General features: G+C 37.4%; 20 protein-coding genes. 1 reads left to right on the top strand and 19 read right to left on the bottom strand.

Features of this window, described 5'->3' with window-relative positions; genetic code table 11:
- Window positions 1–4: 4 nt before the first annotated feature.
- Genes panB through ACW2QC_RS03050 form a run of 7 tightly spaced genes read right to left on the bottom strand, consistent with a single transcriptional unit; the run spans window position 5 to window position 5735 of the window.
- A complete protein-coding gene (gene panB / locus ACW2QC_RS03020; protein ID WP_457542497.1) occupies window positions 5–832 on the bottom strand; it encodes a 3-methyl-2-oxobutanoate hydroxymethyltransferase in 828 nt (275 codons plus the stop codon).
- Complete coding sequence (locus ACW2QC_RS03025; protein ID WP_457542498.1) at window positions 822–1826, bottom strand: biotin--[acetyl-CoA-carboxylase] ligase; 1005 nt, start codon at window positions 1824–1826, stop codon at window positions 822–824. The genes panB and ACW2QC_RS03025 overlap by 11 nt, the downstream gene beginning before the upstream one ends.
- A complete protein-coding gene (locus tag ACW2QC_RS03030) occupies window positions 1802–3004 on the bottom strand; it encodes a CCA tRNA nucleotidyltransferase (protein ID WP_457542499.1) in 1203 nt (400 codons plus the stop codon). The genes ACW2QC_RS03025 and ACW2QC_RS03030 overlap by 25 nt, the downstream gene beginning before the upstream one ends.
- A gap of 14 nt (window positions 3005–3018) precedes the next feature.
- The gene (bshA, locus tag ACW2QC_RS03035) at window positions 3019–4143 is read right to left on the bottom strand and encodes an N-acetyl-alpha-D-glucosaminyl L-malate synthase BshA (RefSeq protein ID WP_457542500.1); all 1125 of its coding nucleotides are present in this window, start codon (window positions 4141–4143) and stop codon (window positions 3019–3021) included.
- Window positions 4143–4556: a methylglyoxal synthase gene (gene mgsA / locus ACW2QC_RS03040; protein WP_457542501.1), complete on the bottom strand. Its 414-nt coding sequence runs from the start codon at window positions 4554–4556 to the stop codon at window positions 4143–4145. The genes bshA and mgsA overlap by 1 nt, the downstream gene beginning before the upstream one ends.
- Before the next feature lie 9 nt (window positions 4557–4565).
- Window positions 4566–5363: a 4-hydroxy-tetrahydrodipicolinate reductase gene (gene dapB / locus ACW2QC_RS03045; RefSeq protein ID WP_457542502.1), complete on the bottom strand. Its 798-nt coding sequence runs from the start codon at window positions 5361–5363 to the stop codon at window positions 4566–4568.
- A gap of 33 nt (window positions 5364–5396) precedes the next feature.
- Window positions 5397–5735, bottom strand: a complete 339-nt coding sequence (locus tag ACW2QC_RS03050; RefSeq protein WP_457542503.1) for a nucleotide pyrophosphohydrolase — start codon at window positions 5733–5735, stop codon at window positions 5397–5399.
- A 174-nt stretch (window positions 5736–5909) separates the two neighbouring features.
- Between ACW2QC_RS03050 and ACW2QC_RS03055 the strand changes: the two genes are divergently transcribed.
- Window positions 5910–6782, top strand: a complete 873-nt coding sequence (locus tag ACW2QC_RS03055) for a YitT family protein (protein WP_457542504.1) — start codon at window positions 5910–5912, stop codon at window positions 6780–6782.
- Between the two features lie 207 nt (window positions 6783–6989).
- Here the strand turns inward: ACW2QC_RS03055 and ACW2QC_RS03060 are convergent, their stop codons facing one another.
- The 12 genes from ACW2QC_RS03060 to hisC all read right to left on the bottom strand — a co-directional run bounded on the left by ACW2QC_RS03060 (window position 6990) and on the right by hisC (window position 17039).
- Window positions 6990–7679: a zinc metallopeptidase gene (locus tag ACW2QC_RS03060; RefSeq protein ID WP_457542505.1), complete on the bottom strand. Its 690-nt coding sequence runs from the start codon at window positions 7677–7679 to the stop codon at window positions 6990–6992.
- 60 nt (window positions 7680–7739) lie between these two features.
- Window positions 7740–7997: a sporulation protein YpjB gene (locus tag ACW2QC_RS03065; protein WP_457542506.1), complete on the bottom strand. Its 258-nt coding sequence runs from the start codon at window positions 7995–7997 to the stop codon at window positions 7740–7742.
- Window positions 7998–8067: 70 nt separating this feature from the next.
- On the bottom strand, window positions 8068–8649 hold the full coding sequence (lhaT, locus tag ACW2QC_RS03070) for a lipoprotein heptaprenylglyceryl N-acetyltransferase LhaT (RefSeq protein ID WP_457542507.1): 582 nt from the start codon (window positions 8647–8649) through the stop codon (window positions 8068–8070).
- Between the two features lie 88 nt (window positions 8650–8737).
- Window positions 8738–9514 (bottom strand): c-type cytochrome, encoded by a 777-nt coding sequence (locus ACW2QC_RS03075; RefSeq protein ID WP_457542508.1) that lies wholly within the window; start codon window positions 9512–9514, stop codon window positions 8738–8740.
- 20 nt (window positions 9515–9534) lie between these two features.
- Window positions 9535–10209, bottom strand: coding sequence for a menaquinol-cytochrome c reductase cytochrome b subunit (gene qcrB, locus ACW2QC_RS03080; protein WP_457542509.1), 675 nt, complete (start codon window positions 10207–10209; stop codon window positions 9535–9537).
- Window positions 10210–10215: 6 nt separating this feature from the next.
- Window positions 10216–10728 carry a QcrA and Rieske domain-containing protein gene (locus ACW2QC_RS03085; protein WP_106497415.1) on the bottom strand — a complete coding sequence of 171 codons (513 nt, stop codon included), beginning with the start codon at window positions 10726–10728 and terminating at the stop codon, window positions 10216–10218.
- Between the two features lie 150 nt (window positions 10729–10878).
- Window positions 10879–11340, bottom strand: coding sequence for a YpiF family protein (locus tag ACW2QC_RS03090; protein WP_457542510.1), 462 nt, complete (start codon window positions 11338–11340; stop codon window positions 10879–10881).
- A gap of 103 nt (window positions 11341–11443) precedes the next feature.
- A complete protein-coding gene (locus ACW2QC_RS03095; protein ID WP_457542511.1) occupies window positions 11444–12019 on the bottom strand; it encodes a ReoY family proteolytic degradation factor in 576 nt (191 codons plus the stop codon).
- 44 nt (window positions 12020–12063) lie between these two features.
- Window positions 12064–13323, bottom strand: a complete 1260-nt coding sequence (locus tag ACW2QC_RS03100) for a tetratricopeptide repeat protein (RefSeq protein ID WP_457542512.1) — start codon at window positions 13321–13323, stop codon at window positions 12064–12066.
- Between the two features lie 68 nt (window positions 13324–13391).
- Complete coding sequence (gene aroA / locus ACW2QC_RS03105) at window positions 13392–14684, bottom strand: 3-phosphoshikimate 1-carboxyvinyltransferase (protein WP_457542513.1); 1293 nt, start codon at window positions 14682–14684, stop codon at window positions 13392–13394.
- A 159-nt stretch (window positions 14685–14843) separates the two neighbouring features.
- Window positions 14844–15947 carry a prephenate dehydrogenase gene (locus tag ACW2QC_RS03110; protein ID WP_457542514.1) on the bottom strand — a complete coding sequence of 368 codons (1104 nt, stop codon included), beginning with the start codon at window positions 15945–15947 and terminating at the stop codon, window positions 14844–14846.
- On the bottom strand, window positions 15948–17039 hold the full coding sequence (gene hisC, locus ACW2QC_RS03115; RefSeq protein WP_457542515.1) for a histidinol-phosphate transaminase: 1092 nt from the start codon (window positions 17037–17039) through the stop codon (window positions 15948–15950).

The following is a 17039-nucleotide window of genomic DNA, read 5'->3' on the forward strand; positions in this document are numbered from 1 at the left end:
TACTTTATTCTTTTGGTAAAAAGTCTTTATTTTTAATGGCAAAGCTGTATTGTTCGGTTGGGAATTGTTCTTGCTTTACATCGTTACGATACGCCGTTATTGCTTGTTTGATAGTCGAATTAACATCGGTATATGATTTAACAAACTTTGGCAAACGATCAACACCGTATTGGATAATATCATGATAAACAAGGACTTGGCCATCACAGCTTGCTCCAGCACCAATTCCAATTGTAGGGATGGTCAATTGTTCCGTAATTATATTTGACAGCTCCATTGGCACACATTCAAGAACTACTGCCATTGCACCATGAGCTTCTAATTGTTTGGCATCGCGTAATAACTTTGTACCTGCCTCCTGGTCCTTTCCTTGAACTTTAAAACCACCCAAAACATTAACGGATTGTGGTGTTAGACCAATATGGGCAACAACGGGTATGCCAGCATCTGTTAATCTTTGCGTCAAGGTAAGGATTTCATCAGAAGCACCTTCTATTTTAAGTGCTTGAGCATCTGTTTCTTGGAATATTTTTTGAGCATTACGTAATGATTCCTCAAGTGAGATATGATAAGACATAAATGGCATATCAACAACAACAAACGTTTCACTTGTCCCACGTTTAACGGCTTTTGCATGGTGAATCATATCATCGACTGTTACTTTTATCGTGGAATCATAGCCAAGTACAACCATTCCAAGTGAATCACCTACCAAAATCATGTCTATTCCTGCCTGTTCCGCTAATTTTGCTGCTGGATAGTCATAGGCAGTTATCATAGTTATCTTTTCATTTGCCTCTTTCATCTTCTGCAAATTCAATTTAGTTAGCAAAATCGTCCCCTCCATTTTCATACCAGTCAATTTCAGCTGAGTATAATTTCTTCATTTCCCCGTCAGGTGTCTTTGTTAATAGTGCTCCGTCTTCTGCAATTCCTAAAAATATTGCTTTCCATTGTTCCCTCATCGTTTTAATGTGAATGGTTTCACCAATTTTAAATCCATAGCTTTCCCATTTGCTTTTAACATCTGGAAATCCGTTTGTAATATATGCATCATACGCTTTTTCGAATGCCAATAAAATATTCTGAATAAGTGTTTGCGTATCCCATTCCTTGTTGGTTTCAATTTGTAGTGATGTTGCTTTCTTTTCAATATCAGTCGGTATATCGTCACGTGTTTGGTTTACATTGATCCCTATTCCAATCACAACATACTGAATTTGATCCTGTTCTGCCTGCATTTCCGTTAAGATCCCAGCTGTCTTTCTGTGGTTGATCAAGATGTCATTTGGCCATTTAATTTTAGGGTTTGTTTGTGTATCGTTCGTCAAAACATCTGCCAGAACAGTAGCAGTTAACAATGTTAATTGTGGGGCAAGGTAAGGCAATATAGTAGGTCTTAGAATGATACTCATCCAAATGCCTTTCTGTTTTGCTGAATGCCATTTGCGGTTCATTCGACCTTTTCCTTCTGTTTGTTCGTCTGCCACAACAATTGTTCCATGTACCGCGTTTTCTTGTGCTAACTTATGGGCAATGTGTTGGGTTGATGCTGTTACTTCTTTATGTATGACTGTTTTACCCAACCATTGTGTACCTAATCCCCATAAAATTGTGTTTTCACTTACTTTATCAGGGAATTTCAATATTCGGTAGCCCTTCTTTGACTTTCCTTCAATCCGGTAGCCATCTTTCTCTAATTCTTTCATGTGTTTCCAAATGGCAGCTCTTGAAATAGCCAGTTTTTCTGATAATAATTGACCGGAAATGTAGTGATTACCACTGCTTGCCAAGAGTTTTATTAATTTATTTCGGGTGGATTCCATTTTACCCAATCCTTTAAGTCATTTTTGTTATTTGCTAATTCTCCGTACACAACTTTTTTCTCAAGTATTGTTAAGTACCGTTTTATCCAGGGGCCTTTTTCATATTCGGGAAACAATTTATGGAGATCAATTCCATTTAACGCTATATCCCTTTTGCTATGAATCAGCAGGTTATCCTCCATTTGCTGGAGATTATCTAGGATAACTGGAAACGCGTCAAATATAATCTTCCCTAGCCTGATAAACCCATTATAGAGGTTTGTGTCTAAACGATAGACAAGCCATTGATCCAACCCATGTCGTTGATAATAAAATAGAGCGTCGGCCAATTGCGTAGCCTCTTGTTTTATTTTATTTGAACACTTCCATTCTTTAACCCAGTAGGCGATATTGATTTTAGGTTCAAGGAAATGAAAAAGCGCAATGACTTCACCAAACGACTTTAATGGGTTAAGTGGTTGTGGCAATCTATGAATGATATACGGATATTCTATCATAACTGGCAATTGTTTATATATTTCTGTGCTTATTAAATAGTCGATGCCAATATTGACAAATTCTCCTGCAAATAGTTTCGTGATTTCGGTTGCCATTCGTTCAACTGCAAGCCCACTAATCTGTTGCTTCAGACGAATCATGTTGTCAAGCGTATCAGGTGCTATGGTGAATCCTAATTGACCGGAGAAACGCAATGCGCGAATAATTCTCAGTGGGTCCTCACTGAATCGCTCATAGCCGTCACCGACAGTACGAATTAGTTTTTGCTGTAAATCCTGTTTACCAGCAAATAAATCAATAATATTTTCATTTATATCCATTGCCAGCGCGTTAATTGTAAAATCCCGACGTTGTAAATCTTCCTCAATCTTTTGGATAAACGCCACACTATCCGGGTGTCTACTGTCACTGTATTTACCGTCTCGGCGAAATGTTGTAATTTCATAGGATTCATGCTGATGGCGGACAATAACCGTTCCATGTTCGATTCCAACCGGGATCACTTTTTCAAATATTTTTTGAACCATGTCAGGTTGTGCCGAAGTTGCGATATCAATGTCGCCAATTGAACGGTTAAGCAGTAAATCTCGAACACAGCCCCCAACATAAAAAGCTTGGTACCCATGTTTTTCTAGTTTCTCTAATATTGGTCTTGCTTGTTCGAACAAGTTTGCCTGCATCGTTATCACCATTTCTATTGTGCTAATACCCAATCATATAGACGGATGTACTCGCCAACAATTTTATCGGAAAGAAATTCAGTTCTCGCACGTTTTAACGCTTGTTTAGAAAACTTTTCTAAGAGTGCATCATCCTGCAATAAGCGTACAGCATATGCTGCAGCTTCCTCAACATGTCCTAGCTCCACAATAAATCCAGTTTCATCATGATCGATTACTTCCGGGATACCACCAACATTTGTTCCGATTCCGGGTACGCCACAAGCCATTGCTTCAAGCAATACTAGACCGAAACTTTCCTTTTCGGAGAGTAGCAATTTTAAATCTGAAATTGATAATAATTCACTAACGTTCTTTTGTTTTCCAAGAAAAAGCACATTGTCGTTAAGATCGAGTTTATCAACTAACTGGCGGGAGTCCGAATATTCTGGTCCATCACCAACCAAAAGGAGTTTTGCTTTAATATCTTTGTTAATCATCTGAAAGGTATGAATCACATCGGCTACCCTTTTTACTTTGCGAAAATTGGATATATGAATAATTACTTTTTCATCGGGCTTAATTCCGTATTGTTCTTTTACATTTGATAATTCTTTTTTATGGTACTCTTTCTCATTAACAAAATTATAAATTACCGATATTTCCTTGTTTACACCAAGCATGTCAACGGTTTGCTTGACTAGGCTATGGGAAACTGCTGTAACAGCATCAGATTGTTCGATTCCATGTTTGATCATTTTTTTAAATGTTCGATCAATGCCTAACACGGTAATATCTGTGCCATGCAATGTTGTCACAATTTTAACATCGCGGTTGGCGATTTGTTTGGCTAAGATGGCACATATTGCATGGGGCATCGCATAATGGACATGCAATACATCTAATTCCTCTTGATCGATTACTTCTGCCATTTTACTGGCTAATGCTAGATCGTATGGTGGATACTGAAATACTGGATAATGATTCAACTCTACCTCATGATAATAAATAGAAGGATGAACATGATCAAGACGGAAAGGTAAACTCGATGTAATAAAATGGATTTCATTTCCAAGCTCAGCAAGTTTTTTACCTAGTTCAGTAGCAATGACACCTGATCCACCAACTGTTGGGTAACATGTAATGCCGATTTTTTTCATTATGACCGATCTCTTTTCATTTTAGCGATTTCTCTCCACTGAAAATCACCACGATTTAAAGCGTGAATAGCAATTTCAGCAGCGGCAAGATTGGTTGCTAATGGAATCAAATGAACATCACATAGACGCATTAAAGCACTAACATCTGGCTCATGAGGTTGTGCGGTTAATGGATCACGGAAAAAAATCACCATATCCATTTCATTGTTTGCAATCATGGCCCCAATTTGCTGATCTCCGCCAAGTGGGCCTGATTGAAACCTGTGAACACTCATATTTGTTGCTTCGCTAATTAATTTCCCGGTTGTACCTGTGGCGTATAGATTATGCTTGCTAAGGACTTGTTTATAAGCTACGCTAAATCCAATAATATCCTGTTTCTTTTTGTCATGTGCAATTAGTGCGATATTCATCTGTTACACCTACTCTAAAATATTTTCTAATCCATATACGAACTCGTCCAAATTTATCACTTTATTAATCGCAAATTTGATACCAGCCATAAATGATTCCCGATTATAAGAATCATGCTTAATCGTCAATGTTTGTCCGGAACCACCGAACAATACTTCTTGATGTGCAACTAATCCTGGTAAGCGGACACTGTGAATATGCATGCCATCCATTTCTGCCCCCCTTGCACCAGCAATTGTTTCCTCTTCATTAGGATGTCCTTGATGTTTGGCTTCTCTTGTCTCTTTGATGAGTTGCGCTGTTTTGACAGCAGAGCCTGATGGAGCATCAAGTTTTTGGTCATGGTGTTTTTCGATTATTTCTACATCTGAGAAGTGTTTGGCTGCCATTTTCGCAAATTGCATCATCAAGACGGCTCCAACAGCAAAGTTCGGAGCAATTACACAGCCTGTTTTTACTTCCTTAGCAATCTGTTTCAATATCTCTAATTGTACATCTGTAAGCCCAGATGTACCAATTACAGGCCGCACTTGATGATTTAGTGCCTGCTTGGCATGTTCAAAAGCTGCTTTTGGAACAGTCAAATCAATAAAAACATCTGCTTGTATTGTTTCCAAGCATCCATCGACATCCTCAAAAATTGGTACGGCTAAATCAGGTAATCCGTCGATGTCTTGAAGTGTCTTACCATTATTAATTCGATCTACACATGCAACTAATTCAAAACTAGGTTCATTCGTAACCATTTGAATGGCCTCAGACCCCATTTTACCCCTTGGTCCAGCGATAATGACGTTAATACTCATGAATGTTTCCTCCTCCAGTAGTTTAAATCGTAATTAATCTTTTTTTGTCCAGCGATCCTTATCTCTTGTTTCAATTTTGCTGATCGACTTATCAAACGCCTCTGATAAATCGATATTAAGCGAATTCGCAAAACATGTCAGAACAAAGATAATGTCGCCAAGCTCTTCTTCTACTGTATTTTCTGCTTCACTTGCTTTTTTAGGCTTCTCACCATAGAAATGGTTCACTTCACGTGCCATTTCGCCAACTTCTTCTGACAGTCGTGCCATTAAACTTAATGGTGAGAAATATCCCTCTTTAAACTGTGATATGTACGAGTCGACACGTTTTTGGATGTCTGCCGTATTATAAATAGGTTTCTTTTTATCCATCAGAAATCTCCTTTAATTGGTTAACCTTACTTAATGTTAGCTAAAACGTACTGATTTGACAAATTATTTATTTTCTTATTTACATTGTTCAGTTGGTATTATTTGTCTATAATAATAAAAGTGTAAGCTTTCGACTTTAAACAAACGTTATAGATAGATGAGGAGGTAAAGAAATTGATTTTTGGTCTGAAAATAAAAAATATCTTGTTTATCCTTTTAGGTTCCGCTATTTTTTCATTTGGAATTGTTCATTTTAATATGCAGAATAATTTGAGTGAAGGTGGATTTACCGGGATTACACTGCTTATGTATTTTCTATGGAATTGGGATCCTGCGATAACAAATTTAGTCCTTAATATTCCGGTGTTTTTCGTCGGATGGAAGTTTCTAAGCCGTAATACTTTTTTATATACGATCATTGGAACAGTTGCCGTATCATTATTTTTAAGTGTTTTTCAAATTCATCCGTTCCCTGTTCACTTAGAATCTGATATGACGTTAGCAGCACTGTTTGCTGGTGTTTTTATTGGTATTGGGCTCGGGATTATTTTTCGTTATGGTGGAACAACTGGTGGGGTTGATATCATCGCACGGATTGTTCATAAATACGCAGGTTGGAGCATGGGCAAGACAATGTTCTTATTTGATTTTATGGTCATTACCTCATCCGTAATCGTGTATTTAAACCTTGTTGAAGGGATGTATACGCTTGTTGCCGTTTATATTGCCGCACGAGTAATTGACTTTATTCAGGAAGGTGCCTATTCGGGACGCGGAGCAACTATTATTTCCAGTCGTAGTGAGGAAATAGCGAAAAAAATTAACATTGATATGGATCGTGGTGTTACGGTGTTAGCAGGAAAAGGTAGTTTTACAGGCGAAACACGGGATGTACTTTATTGTGTTGTTGGCAGAAATGAAATCGTACGTTTGAAAGGCATTATAGAGGGTATTGATCCCCACGCATTTGTCGCCGTTGGTTCTGTCCATGATGTGGCTGGAGAAGGCTTTACCCTCGATGAAAACAAAAACCCGTTAGATGATTAATTTATGAACAAAAGCGCAAGCCGGTTTTACTCGGCCTTCCTTTATTCTTGAATCGATGTTGACTTATCGACGGAGGTGAGGGAAGTCTCGCAACTGCTTTAGCGCTAGAGCTGGACGTGGCTCATCATGCCGAAAGCAAATTAGAGCCAAACTTTATACCTTCTTACTTATAGAAAAAGGGATGACAATTGATGTCATCCCTTTCTATTAATCTTCATTCGCACCTACGAACATTAACACAAATCTTAGCAGTTCTGCTACAGCAACTAGTGCAGCAGCAACGTATGTCAGGGCCGCAGCGTTTAAAACTTTTTTCGTTTCCCGTTCTTCGTTATTGCGGATGACCCCGGTAGAAACCAATTGTTCCATTGCGCGGCTTGATGCGTTATACTCAACAGGTAATGTTACCAATTGGAATAATACTGCAGCAGACATAAAGATAATTCCTAACAGTACTAAGTTCATCATACCCATGAAAATCCCAGCTAAAATTAGTATGAAGGACATATTAGAACCCAAATTAGCTACAGGAACTAATGCATGTCTGAAACGCAAAAATGCATAAGATTCTGCATCTTGAATAGCATGTCCTACTTCATGGGCTGCAATTGCTGAAGATGCCATTGAGTGACCATGATAATTATCACTGGAAAGTCGGACAACTTTTTTCCGTGGATCGTAGTGATCGGAAAGAAATCCTCTTGTTTCCTCAACGCTTACATTGAAAATCCCGTTATCATTTAAAATTTTCTGAGCAACTTCTGCACCTGTCATGTGTGATGATGTAGCTTTTTTTGCATATTTTTTATAGGTGTTTTTCACTTTTGATTGTGCCAATAATGGAATAACCATTAAGAGGACAAAGTAAATGATGTATCCACCAAGTGACATTTGCATTCCTCCACTATTTTATTAAAACTAGCTTAAGGTCAATTTTAGTCAAAATTAATCAATAAGTCAACTGTTAGGTCCTTTCTTTGATCGTTTTTTTACTTCGCCTTTATATTTTCTCCAACTAACATACGTTAATGTAACTGCAATTAACCCACCAACAATAGCAATCATCCAATATAATGGTGTCATATCACCGGTTGTTTCTGCATTGGTAGCAGTTGCAAATGGTGGTGAAGAATATGCATTGATAGTATATAGTGGAAAAATAAAAACACCTAAAATTAACAGAACAAATATAAAACGAACCAACAGATGCTTCATAGAGATCACCTCGTATACATCTTCTAACACTAATGTATATGAGTGTGGCTTTAAATTTATAACGGATAACTTAGTAATTCAGCTGATTTGACTTTCTAGTTGTTAACCAATATGCAATGAAAATAGATACAATACTAAGCCAGAAAGTAAAATAGCCAATTTCATTCATATATTCAGTTAATGAACCATACATTGGCATCATCTCAAATACGTAGTCAATGACATCATTATGTAGCGTCCAAATCGCAGCAACTGTCAAATGTTTGAATTTAATTTTATAAAAGGGAGCATAAAGTAACCCTTGAATTGCCATTGCACCGTGTGATGCAATTAACATGTAACCTTGCCAAGCTAAATGTCCATCAACATACAACGTTAATAAATTCATAACGACCGCCCAAATACCATATTTAAATAAAGTAATAATCGCAAGTGCCTCCAGGTAAGGAGCATGTTTTTTAAATAAGAAAAAAAGGATAACGATCGTAAAAAACAGTGTTGCTGTCGGACTGTCAGGAACAAAGATGAGAAAAATTGTTGGTGTAATTTCCAATTGTTCTTCGTACCATATGTACCCATAAATCGTTCCGAGTAGATTTATAATAAATAAGCATAACAAAAATTTTCTGTCTTGCAGTATGTATCGTATCATAATAAACCCTTTCCATATTAAACAAGATGGAAAAAAACACCTTCACCATTATAGTATGGCAAAGGTGTCTAATTCGATTTATACCCGTTTATTTAGCTTCTTCATTAACAGATACAATAAATTCTGCTAAATCGTTTAATTCCTCATCGGAACCTTTAAATACGCCAGGAGGCATATCACCGATACCTTCTTGAGCAATTTTCATAATTTCTTCTTTCGAATGATCAATGCCGATTAAAGAAGGAGCAGCTCCCCCACCTTGTAAATCTTCACCGTGACAAGTCATACAATTGCTTTCGAATACCTTGTAACCAGCACTATCTTTATCAATTTCAACATTTGAAGTTGGTACTGGTTTATTTGCTTCTGCACGAGCTTCCCAATCAACGTGTGCAGATGACTCATATGTTAACCAAATAACAGATGCTACACCAAGTAACATCATACCAACCGCAATTGGACGTTGATGTGGTCTTCTGCCAGGTCCTTTATCCAAAAACGGCGCTAATAATAGGCCACCGAATGCAAGACCAGGAATAACAAGAATACCAAATAGAACGTACGGTCCACTAGCAAAGTCGTATTTTAACAATTCATATAAGAATAAGAAATACCAGTCTGGTAATGGTATATAACCCGCGTTTGTGGGATCAGCCATACCTTCTAATGGTGATGGATGAGCAATTGTTAAACAAAGAAATCCAATTAAGAACACAGCACCAACTAACCATTCTTTTAATAAAAAGTTAGGCCAAAAAGCTTCTGTTCTTCCAGGATATTCAGAGTAGTCTTTGGGAATATTAGGTTTCGTGTCGGCTGAAATTCGCGAATCGCCGACAAACTTCATTCCTTTACCCTTATGCACAGCTTTCCCCTCCTTTTATTTTATAGTGGTCCAGAAATACCTTGTTTACGTATTAGTAAAAAGTGAACAGCCATTAAGGCAAACAATCCTGCTGGTAAGAAGAATACATGGATCGCAAAGAACCTTGTCAGTGTCTGTGCACCTACAATGCTTGCATCACCAGCTAAAAGAATCTTTATCCACTCACCAATGAATGGAACACTTTCCGCTATTTCAAGTCCAACTTGTGTTGCGAAATAGGCTTTGTTATCCCATGGTAGTAGGTAGCCTGTAAATCCTAGTCCAAGCATACAAAAGAATAATAATACCCCTACCATCCAGTTAAGCTCACGAGGTTTCTTATACGCGCCTTGGAAAAACACGCGCAACGTATGTAAGAAGAGCATTACAATAACAACACTTGCGCCCCAATGGTGCATGCCTCGTACAATTTGACCATGAGCTACTTCTGTTTGTAAGTAGTAAACAGATTTCCATGCATTTTCAATATCTGGTACATAATACATGGTTAAAAACATTCCTGAAAGTATTTGTATTACCGTTACAAAAAATGTTAACCCACCAAAACAATAAACAAATGCTGAGAAATGGTGTGCCGGATTAACATGTTCAGGAACTTCGTGATCCGCAATATCGCGCCACAAAGGCGTAATATCTACGCGTTCATCGATCCAGTCATACATTTTTTGTAGCATATTGTATTACGCCTCCTCTCTTGGTTTTGCTTCGCCAAGGTACAATATTCCGTTTTCCACTTTGCTTTCATAAATGTCAAGTCCAGCAGTTGGTGGTGTATGTGGAACGTTTACACCATCTTTCGTGTAGCGTCCTCCATGGCATGGGCAGTAGAATTGGTTTGGATAATCTTCACTACCTTCCCAGGAAACAAAACAACCAAGGTGCTTACATATTGGGGAAAGTGCTACAACCTCATCGTTATCATCTAAGTAAACCCAAGCTGCCTTATCAACTTTAGATTCGTACCATGCATCAACTTGATCAATTTTCCAATCGATACGTTGTGGTTCATTTGTAAGATCATCGACAGAAATATTAACATTCACTAACTCCCCTGATTTAGATGGCTGTAAAACTGGGTCAACGGCCATACGTAACATCGGGACAAGCATACCTGCTGCCATAAATCCACCTACACCCGTTAAAGTATAATTTAGAAATTGCCGACGGGATACTTGTTGCTTCTTTTCACTCATGATTTTCCCCCCTCTATTCGTTAATCACGGACATTTTTTATTAGATCAGATTACTAGGACATTACCATGATAGCGCAAACTGTTTGTCCGGTCAATATATAATCATTATTGCAGGCAAAAGATTTACCTTTTAAGGATATCGTACAAGAACTAAGCCCAGTACGACTTAATCAATTCACTAATCTGATTAACTTGATCATGAATAAATGAATGCATTTCTTTTGATTGGATATCACCTGATTGGATACCAGGTAACCATAGCAGTGTTCCATCCAATGCCTGTTCATTCTTTTTCCATGATGCATCAAATGTCACAAAAAATAAGTGTTTAAATGGCTGTGTGAAGATATTTTCAGCCCAAGCGTTTAACCTGTTTATTTCCATTTCCTTGGATACTGAATTCAAATAATAATAGTTTGGTGTTAATAAAATCCTGCCAGTCAACCCCTTTTCAATTTCTTTGGCAAAAATAGTCAGTACTTCACCTTGAAATGCACTTTTTGCTAAATTGGCGTCTTGTGACAACTGGAATGGAATTAATGGAATGATTACGGTATCAACATATTCCTTGGCCTGTATGTACTGCTGCAAATCTTGTTTGAGCCATTGCATGAATAATCAACCTTTCTCTCTATTCTTTTACAAAATGATGAAAAATATAAGCAAAATATTACGGTTCGTATAAATCTTATCTATCCACACAAAAAAAATCAACCTATTGCTTTAGCAATTTAGGTTGATGTGGATGATTAGATTCAAGCTTATGTAGCTTTTTCACATATTTTTCAAAGTTTCGCTGATTTTTTTCATCCAATGCTCGGTCGATTTCTGCTTGGATGATCTTTTTTTGGTAATCAAAAATTGTTTTATCTAATAATTGCTGCGCTAGATCTTGATCTTTTTTTGTGATGAAGTAGTCTTCCGGAACAAACGGATTATCCTCCAAAACAGCTACATAAAGCGAATTTTGTTTTGCATTTTTAAAATTCAATTGAATATAAAGAGCTTCTTTCTGATTTAAACGTATATCGTGAAAAGATTTTTCTGCATCAGTTGTAACCAATTGACTTTTATAAAAACGAAATGGGACATCATCCGAACAATGGCTGCTCATAATTATTGCACGTGGACAAAATCTCGCTTCTCTGATGAAGTGAACATTTGCTAATAAGTCATCATGATTTACTAAATAATTAAGAATCCAGACACTTTCTCGTTTTTTTAATTGATAATTGTTCAAAAACCATTGGATAAAGCTTTTTTTATCTTGTACGGAAACAGGAGTCTGCACGTATCTTTCCTCCTTTTTAATCCAGTAATACTTTATCTAGTTGTCTATTGGTTTAATCTGTGGAAAAATTCCTCAACCTCATAATCCTCTGGTTGTTGGGTTAAATAGGCCTTGAATATCGGCAGTGCTTCAGCAATCCTCCCTTCTTCAGTTAAGAAATAGGCATATTCTTTTAAAAATTCACTATCTTGATTTAGGTTATTATATGCTTCTTGATAGTGATTTAATGCATCATTATACGATTCTGTTTTTTCATAAGCCCGCGCTAATTCCCACTCATACAACGGATCATCTGCCCCAGATTTTTTAATTTGCTCCAATAATTCAACAATTGCTGAATGGTTTTCTTTTGTCTTAAAGAATTCAACGAGAAATAAAATGGCCTCTTTATAATCCGGGTCAAGTGCAATCGCTTCCCGAATCCACTTTTCACTTTCCCCATCTTCATTTACCTGATGTGCCAAAGATCCTGCGTAAAAGAAAAGTTCCTTATTAAATTCATCAACCTGTAATCCTTTTTTTGCGGTATTGTATGCTTCGATTGGCATTTCTTCCTCTTCGTATGCTTTTGCCAGTTGATAATAAACGGTATGGTAATATGGATCAATTTCAATGACTTGTTCCCATGCTTTAATGGAAATATCTCTTCTTCCTGCTTGATAGGCAGTAAGTCCATATTTAAATAACGTATCAGAATCCTCGTTATCGACGTCTTGATAAATGGTCAATGCTTCTTCATATTCACCGGTACCTGCGTAACATTCTGCTAAACGGACATGAATCGGCACATTCGCAATTTCACTTGTAACCTCAATAACCTTTTCATAATGGGTAATCGCCTTTTTATACTCTCCAGTCGAAAACAACAATTCCCCTAATGCAAAATCAATAATTGGTTCAGTTGGATTTAATTGTTTGGCAGATAATAATTTCTGTTCGGCAACTTCAAAAAGCCCTTGTGCCTGATATAAGTCAGCAAGCTGAATTAACGATTCTAGGTATGATTCATCATCTTCTTTTATATTATTCAACAAATTAATGGCTTCTTCATCATTTTCAAGCTCGACATATATATCAGCAAGCATTATTTTTATTTCACTTTCCCGAGGGTATTGTTGCATCAATTCCTGTAAAATAGTACTAGCCTCTTGTAAAAATCCCCATTGAATAAATAATTCAGCGATGGTAAACCTTTCCTCTTCATCCGCCATTGGTAAATAATCTTCTAATAGTGCAATAGCTTCATTACTTTTTTTGCTTTCCATTAAACGAACAGCTTCCATTATAGTTTCCAAACCGTACATCCTTTCAATATAAAACTCATTTAAATTTTATCATAGATTGAAAAAGAATCCACATGAAGTGGATTCTTTTATTCATCTTGAGCAATTTCCAGATCAGCAAAAAAGTCGGGATAGGAAATTGCAATACTTGCATCATCATCAAGAAAGACACTCTCATTGGCAATCAACGAGGCGATCGCAATCATCATCGCAATTCGATGATCATCATAAGCCCGCACGTATCCACCTGTTAATGGCGTCTTGCCATGGATAATCATGCCATCATCAGTCGCTTCAATATTTGCTCCTAACGTGGATAAAACATCGACAACAGCTGCAATTCGATCGGTTTCTTTAACACGTAATTCAGCTGCATCACGAATAATAGTTGTTCCCTCTGCTTGCGTAGCCAATAATGCAATAATTGGAATTTCGTCAATCAGCTTTGGAACAAGGTCACCTTCAATGGTTGAACTGGTCAAGTTTGCTTTCGAGATCGTTATATCACCAATCTTTTCTCCGCTGATTATTTGTTGATTGGCAATCGTTATCGGTACGCTCATTATTTGTAATACATCGATAATACCCGTTCGAGTTCCGTTAAGACCGACATTTTTTAACGTTAAATTACTTCCAGGTACAATGGACGCAGCTGCCAAAAAGAATGCGGCCGATGAGATGTCCCCAGGTACATAGACGTTCGTTGCTTGTAATTCTTGTTTTCCTTTGACGATAATCGTATTCTTATCTTTTTTTACATTGGCTCCAAAAGCTTGCAACATTTTTTCCGTATGGTCACGTGTTTCCGCTTGTTCGACAACCTCAGTCAATCCCTCCGCAAGAATTCCTGCTAATAATACGGCTGATTTGACTTGAGCGCTTTTTACCGGAAGTTGATAGGATATTCCCGTTAGTTCTCCGCCCCTAATCGCCAATGGCAAATGGGAGCTGTTTTCTCGCCCGTCAAAATTAGCTCCCATCTGTTGCATCGGTGTAACGACACGGTCCATTGGTCGTTTCGTTAGTGATGGATCCCCATAAACAGTAGAGAAAAACGGCAATCCAGCAAGGACACCAATCATTAATCTGGCAGTCGTACCGGAATTTCCAAAGTAAAGAGGAGCTTTCGGTTCGGTTAAGGTCTTTATCCCTTCTCCATGAATTAGCAACGTATTCTTATCTTTTTCAATTTTCACCCCTAGTGATTGAAAAATAGTTACCGTTCGCATGCAATCTTCACCATCTAAAAAATTACGGACCTTTGTTGTACCAGCAGCCAGTGACCCTAATATGACTGCGCGATGGGAAATTGATTTATCTCCAGGGACTTCTATCACACCTGTCAACGGTTTTCGGTATGGCTTTAATTCTCTTTTTCCCATTAAAGTATCCCCTTTTAACAAAATTTAGAAGTAAACATTTTACATAAGGTTGTTTTGCATAGATTGTTGCTATCTGACCCGCGGTCTGCTTACACTTCGCGTATTCTAGGGTGGCTGGAGAAAACAGTCTTACATAAAAGTATCATTTATCGGTAATTTTTATTTATCTATTACAACTTCATACCCTTTTTTCTGTAGAATTTGACAGCATTTCAATTGGACTGATTCGGTTGTAAAACTTAACCGCAAAACACCGGTAATACTGTCCCTGATTTCTAGTATTTCAATATTCTTTATTCCGATATTTTTAGCAGCAAGGATTTGGACAACGGAAGCAACAGCCCCTGTCTGATCTGGAATATCAACATATAGATCATGAAAAGCAGGAATTGCACCTTTGTCTTCTTTCCCTAATCCATCCCGATAATTTTTAGCTTGTTTCAAGTAGTCAATCATCTGTTTTTTGTCATTATAATCAAGGAAATGTTTCAATTCTGTCATTTCTGCTATCCAATCCGTTAATAGCCGGGACATTTTATTTCGATTATGATAGAAAATGTCCTGCCACATTTCCGGATTGCTTGAAGCAATTCTCGTAATATCCCGAAATCCACCTGCAGCAAGTTTTGGAATGAATGTATGTGTATACTCCCACTTTTTCGCCTGATGTACGAGTGACGAGGCAATCAAATGTGGAAAATGAGAGATCACCCCTGTCATTTCATCATGTTCATCCGGATCCAATGTGATGAAGTTACTTTTGGTACTTTGCAAAAGCTTTTTGAGTGAGTCAAGGTGTTCATTGGTACAATTCCGCATAGGTGTTAACACATAAATAGCATTTTCAAACAAGTGATCTTTCGCAGCAATGATTCCTTTTTTATGTGATCCTGCCATCGGATGACCCCCGATAAAGGTTAAATAAGGGTTGGTTATTTGATTTGCCGCTAACATTACAGGACGCTTAACGGAGGAAACATCAGTGATAACAACCGGATGTGAAAGCTCTATTTGATCCAGTTGCTCGATTAGTGCAAGGGTTTCTGAAATAGGTGTTCCCAATATAACAAAATCAACTTGCTTCACACTATCTGAAATAGATGTGCAAACTTCATCAATAATTCCATTGATTTGAGCAAATTCAATCGTTTGCTGATTGGTATCATAACCGACTATGTAGTTTTCATCAGACCGTGCCATGTTTTTAGCTAAAGATCCTCCAATCAAACCGAGTCCGATAACAAGTACTTTTTGTTTTTTCATTTAATCCCCCTGTTGTGAAAATGCTGTTAAAATTGTTTGCAGCTCTTCCATATCCTGTTTTTTTCCAATCGTTATTCGGACTGCATTTGGGCAACCAATTCCCTCACCAGGTCTGACAATATATCCGTGTTGTAATAAATATTGAAACATCTTATCACCAGATACAGGGAGATGAACAAGTAAGAAATTTGTTTGTGAATCGTCATAAGACCAACCAAGATTATCTAAAGCACGTTGAAAGTTAGTACGTATTTGTTTATTCATTTGATATGTTTCTTCAATAAATTGCTGATCGTCTAATGCTATCACTGCAGCTTTTTGTGCCAAGGTAGATGTGTTAAACGGTCCCCTGACAATATTCAATTTTGCAATTAAATCCTCATTTCCAATCCCATACCCAATCCGTAATCCAGCTAGTCCGTAAGCTTTCGAAAACGTACGTAACACAAGTAGATTTGGATAGCTATTAAGATTATCTAGAATAGCAGGTTTACGTTCATGATCAATGTACTCAAAATATGCTTCATCTAAAACGACTAAGACATCTTTAGGGCAATGCTCCATAAAGGAATAAAACGCATTTTCTGGAATTAAACTCCCTGTTGGATTGTTTGGTGAGCAAAGCCATACAACTTTTGTGTTTGCATCAATCGCATCAAGCATTGCTTCCAAATCATGGTAGCCGTTTTGGGTTGGAATTTCTTTAACTTGTGCACCTTCAATTAATGCATGATGACTATATTGTGGAAATGTTGGTATAGCCATAACTGTGTTCACATTTGGGTGGAGGAATGTTCGACAAATGATTTGAACCAATTCATCTGATCCACTCCCAAATACAAGCTGGCTTTCATCCACATTTAATTTTGCAGCTAGTTGTGTTCGTATTACTGCTGCATGCCCATCAGGATAAAATTCAAATTGCTGCAGCATTTCAGGCAATTGATCCTGCAACTTCCGTGAATGACCGAATGGATTTTCATTTGATGCTAGTTTGACAATTCGTGTTAACCCAAACTCTTTTTTTACATCATCCATTTGTTTTCCCTGTTTATATGGTGCCATTTTATTTAATATCTGCTTACCGTCCAT

It is taken from the genome of Virgibacillus sp. FSP13 (genome assembly GCF_054048505.1).

Bases quoted from the DNA above. Each gene is read 5' to 3' on its own strand.
- ACW2QC_RS03025 (WP_457542498.1), bottom strand. From the start codon at position 1,826: ATGGAATCCACCCGAAATAAATTAATAAAACTCTTGGCAAGCAGTGGT.
- ACW2QC_RS03030 (WP_457542499.1), bottom strand. From the start codon at position 3,004: ATGCAGGCAAACTTGTTCGAACAAGCAAGACCAATATTAGAGAAACTA.
- bshA (WP_457542500.1), bottom strand. From the start codon at position 4,143: ATGAAAAAAATCGGCATTACATGTTACCCAACAGTTGGTGGATCAGGT.
- mgsA (WP_457542501.1), bottom strand. From the start codon at position 4,556: ATGAATATCGCACTAATTGCACATGACAAAAAGAAACAGGATATTATT.
- dapB (WP_457542502.1), bottom strand. From the start codon at position 5,363: ATGAGTATTAACGTCATTATCGCTGGACCAAGGGGTAAAATGGGGTCT.
- ACW2QC_RS03050 (WP_457542503.1), bottom strand. From the start codon at position 5,735: ATGGATAAAAAGAAACCTATTTATAATACGGCAGACATCCAAAAACGT.
- ACW2QC_RS03060 (WP_457542505.1), bottom strand. From the start codon at position 7,679: ATGCAAATGTCACTTGGTGGATACATCATTTACTTTGTCCTCTTAATG.
- ACW2QC_RS03065 (WP_457542506.1), bottom strand. From the start codon at position 7,997: ATGAAGCATCTGTTGGTTCGTTTTATATTTGTTCTGTTAATTTTAGGT.
- lhaT (WP_457542507.1), bottom strand. From the start codon at position 8,649: ATGATACGATACATACTGCAAGACAGAAAATTTTTGTTATGCTTATTT.
- qcrB (WP_457542509.1), bottom strand. From the start codon at position 10,209: ATGCTACAAAAAATGTATGACTGGATCGATGAACGCGTAGATATTACG.
- ACW2QC_RS03085 (WP_106497415.1), bottom strand. From the start codon at position 10,728: ATGAGTGAAAAGAAGCAACAAGTATCCCGTCGGCAATTTCTAAATTAT.
- ACW2QC_RS03090 (WP_457542510.1), bottom strand. From the start codon at position 11,340: ATGCAATGGCTCAAACAAGATTTGCAGCAGTACATACAGGCCAAGGAA.
- ACW2QC_RS03100 (WP_457542512.1), bottom strand. From the start codon at position 13,323: ATGTACGGTTTGGAAACTATAATGGAAGCTGTTCGTTTAATGGAAAGC.
- aroA (WP_457542513.1), bottom strand. From the start codon at position 14,684: ATGGGAAAAAGAGAATTAAAGCCATACCGAAAACCGTTGACAGGTGTG.
- ACW2QC_RS03110 (WP_457542514.1), bottom strand. From the start codon at position 15,947: ATGAAAAAACAAAAAGTACTTGTTATCGGACTCGGTTTGATTGGAGGA.
- hisC (WP_457542515.1), bottom strand. From the start codon at position 17,039: ATGGACGGTAAGCAGATATTAAATAAAATGGCACCATATAAACAGGGA.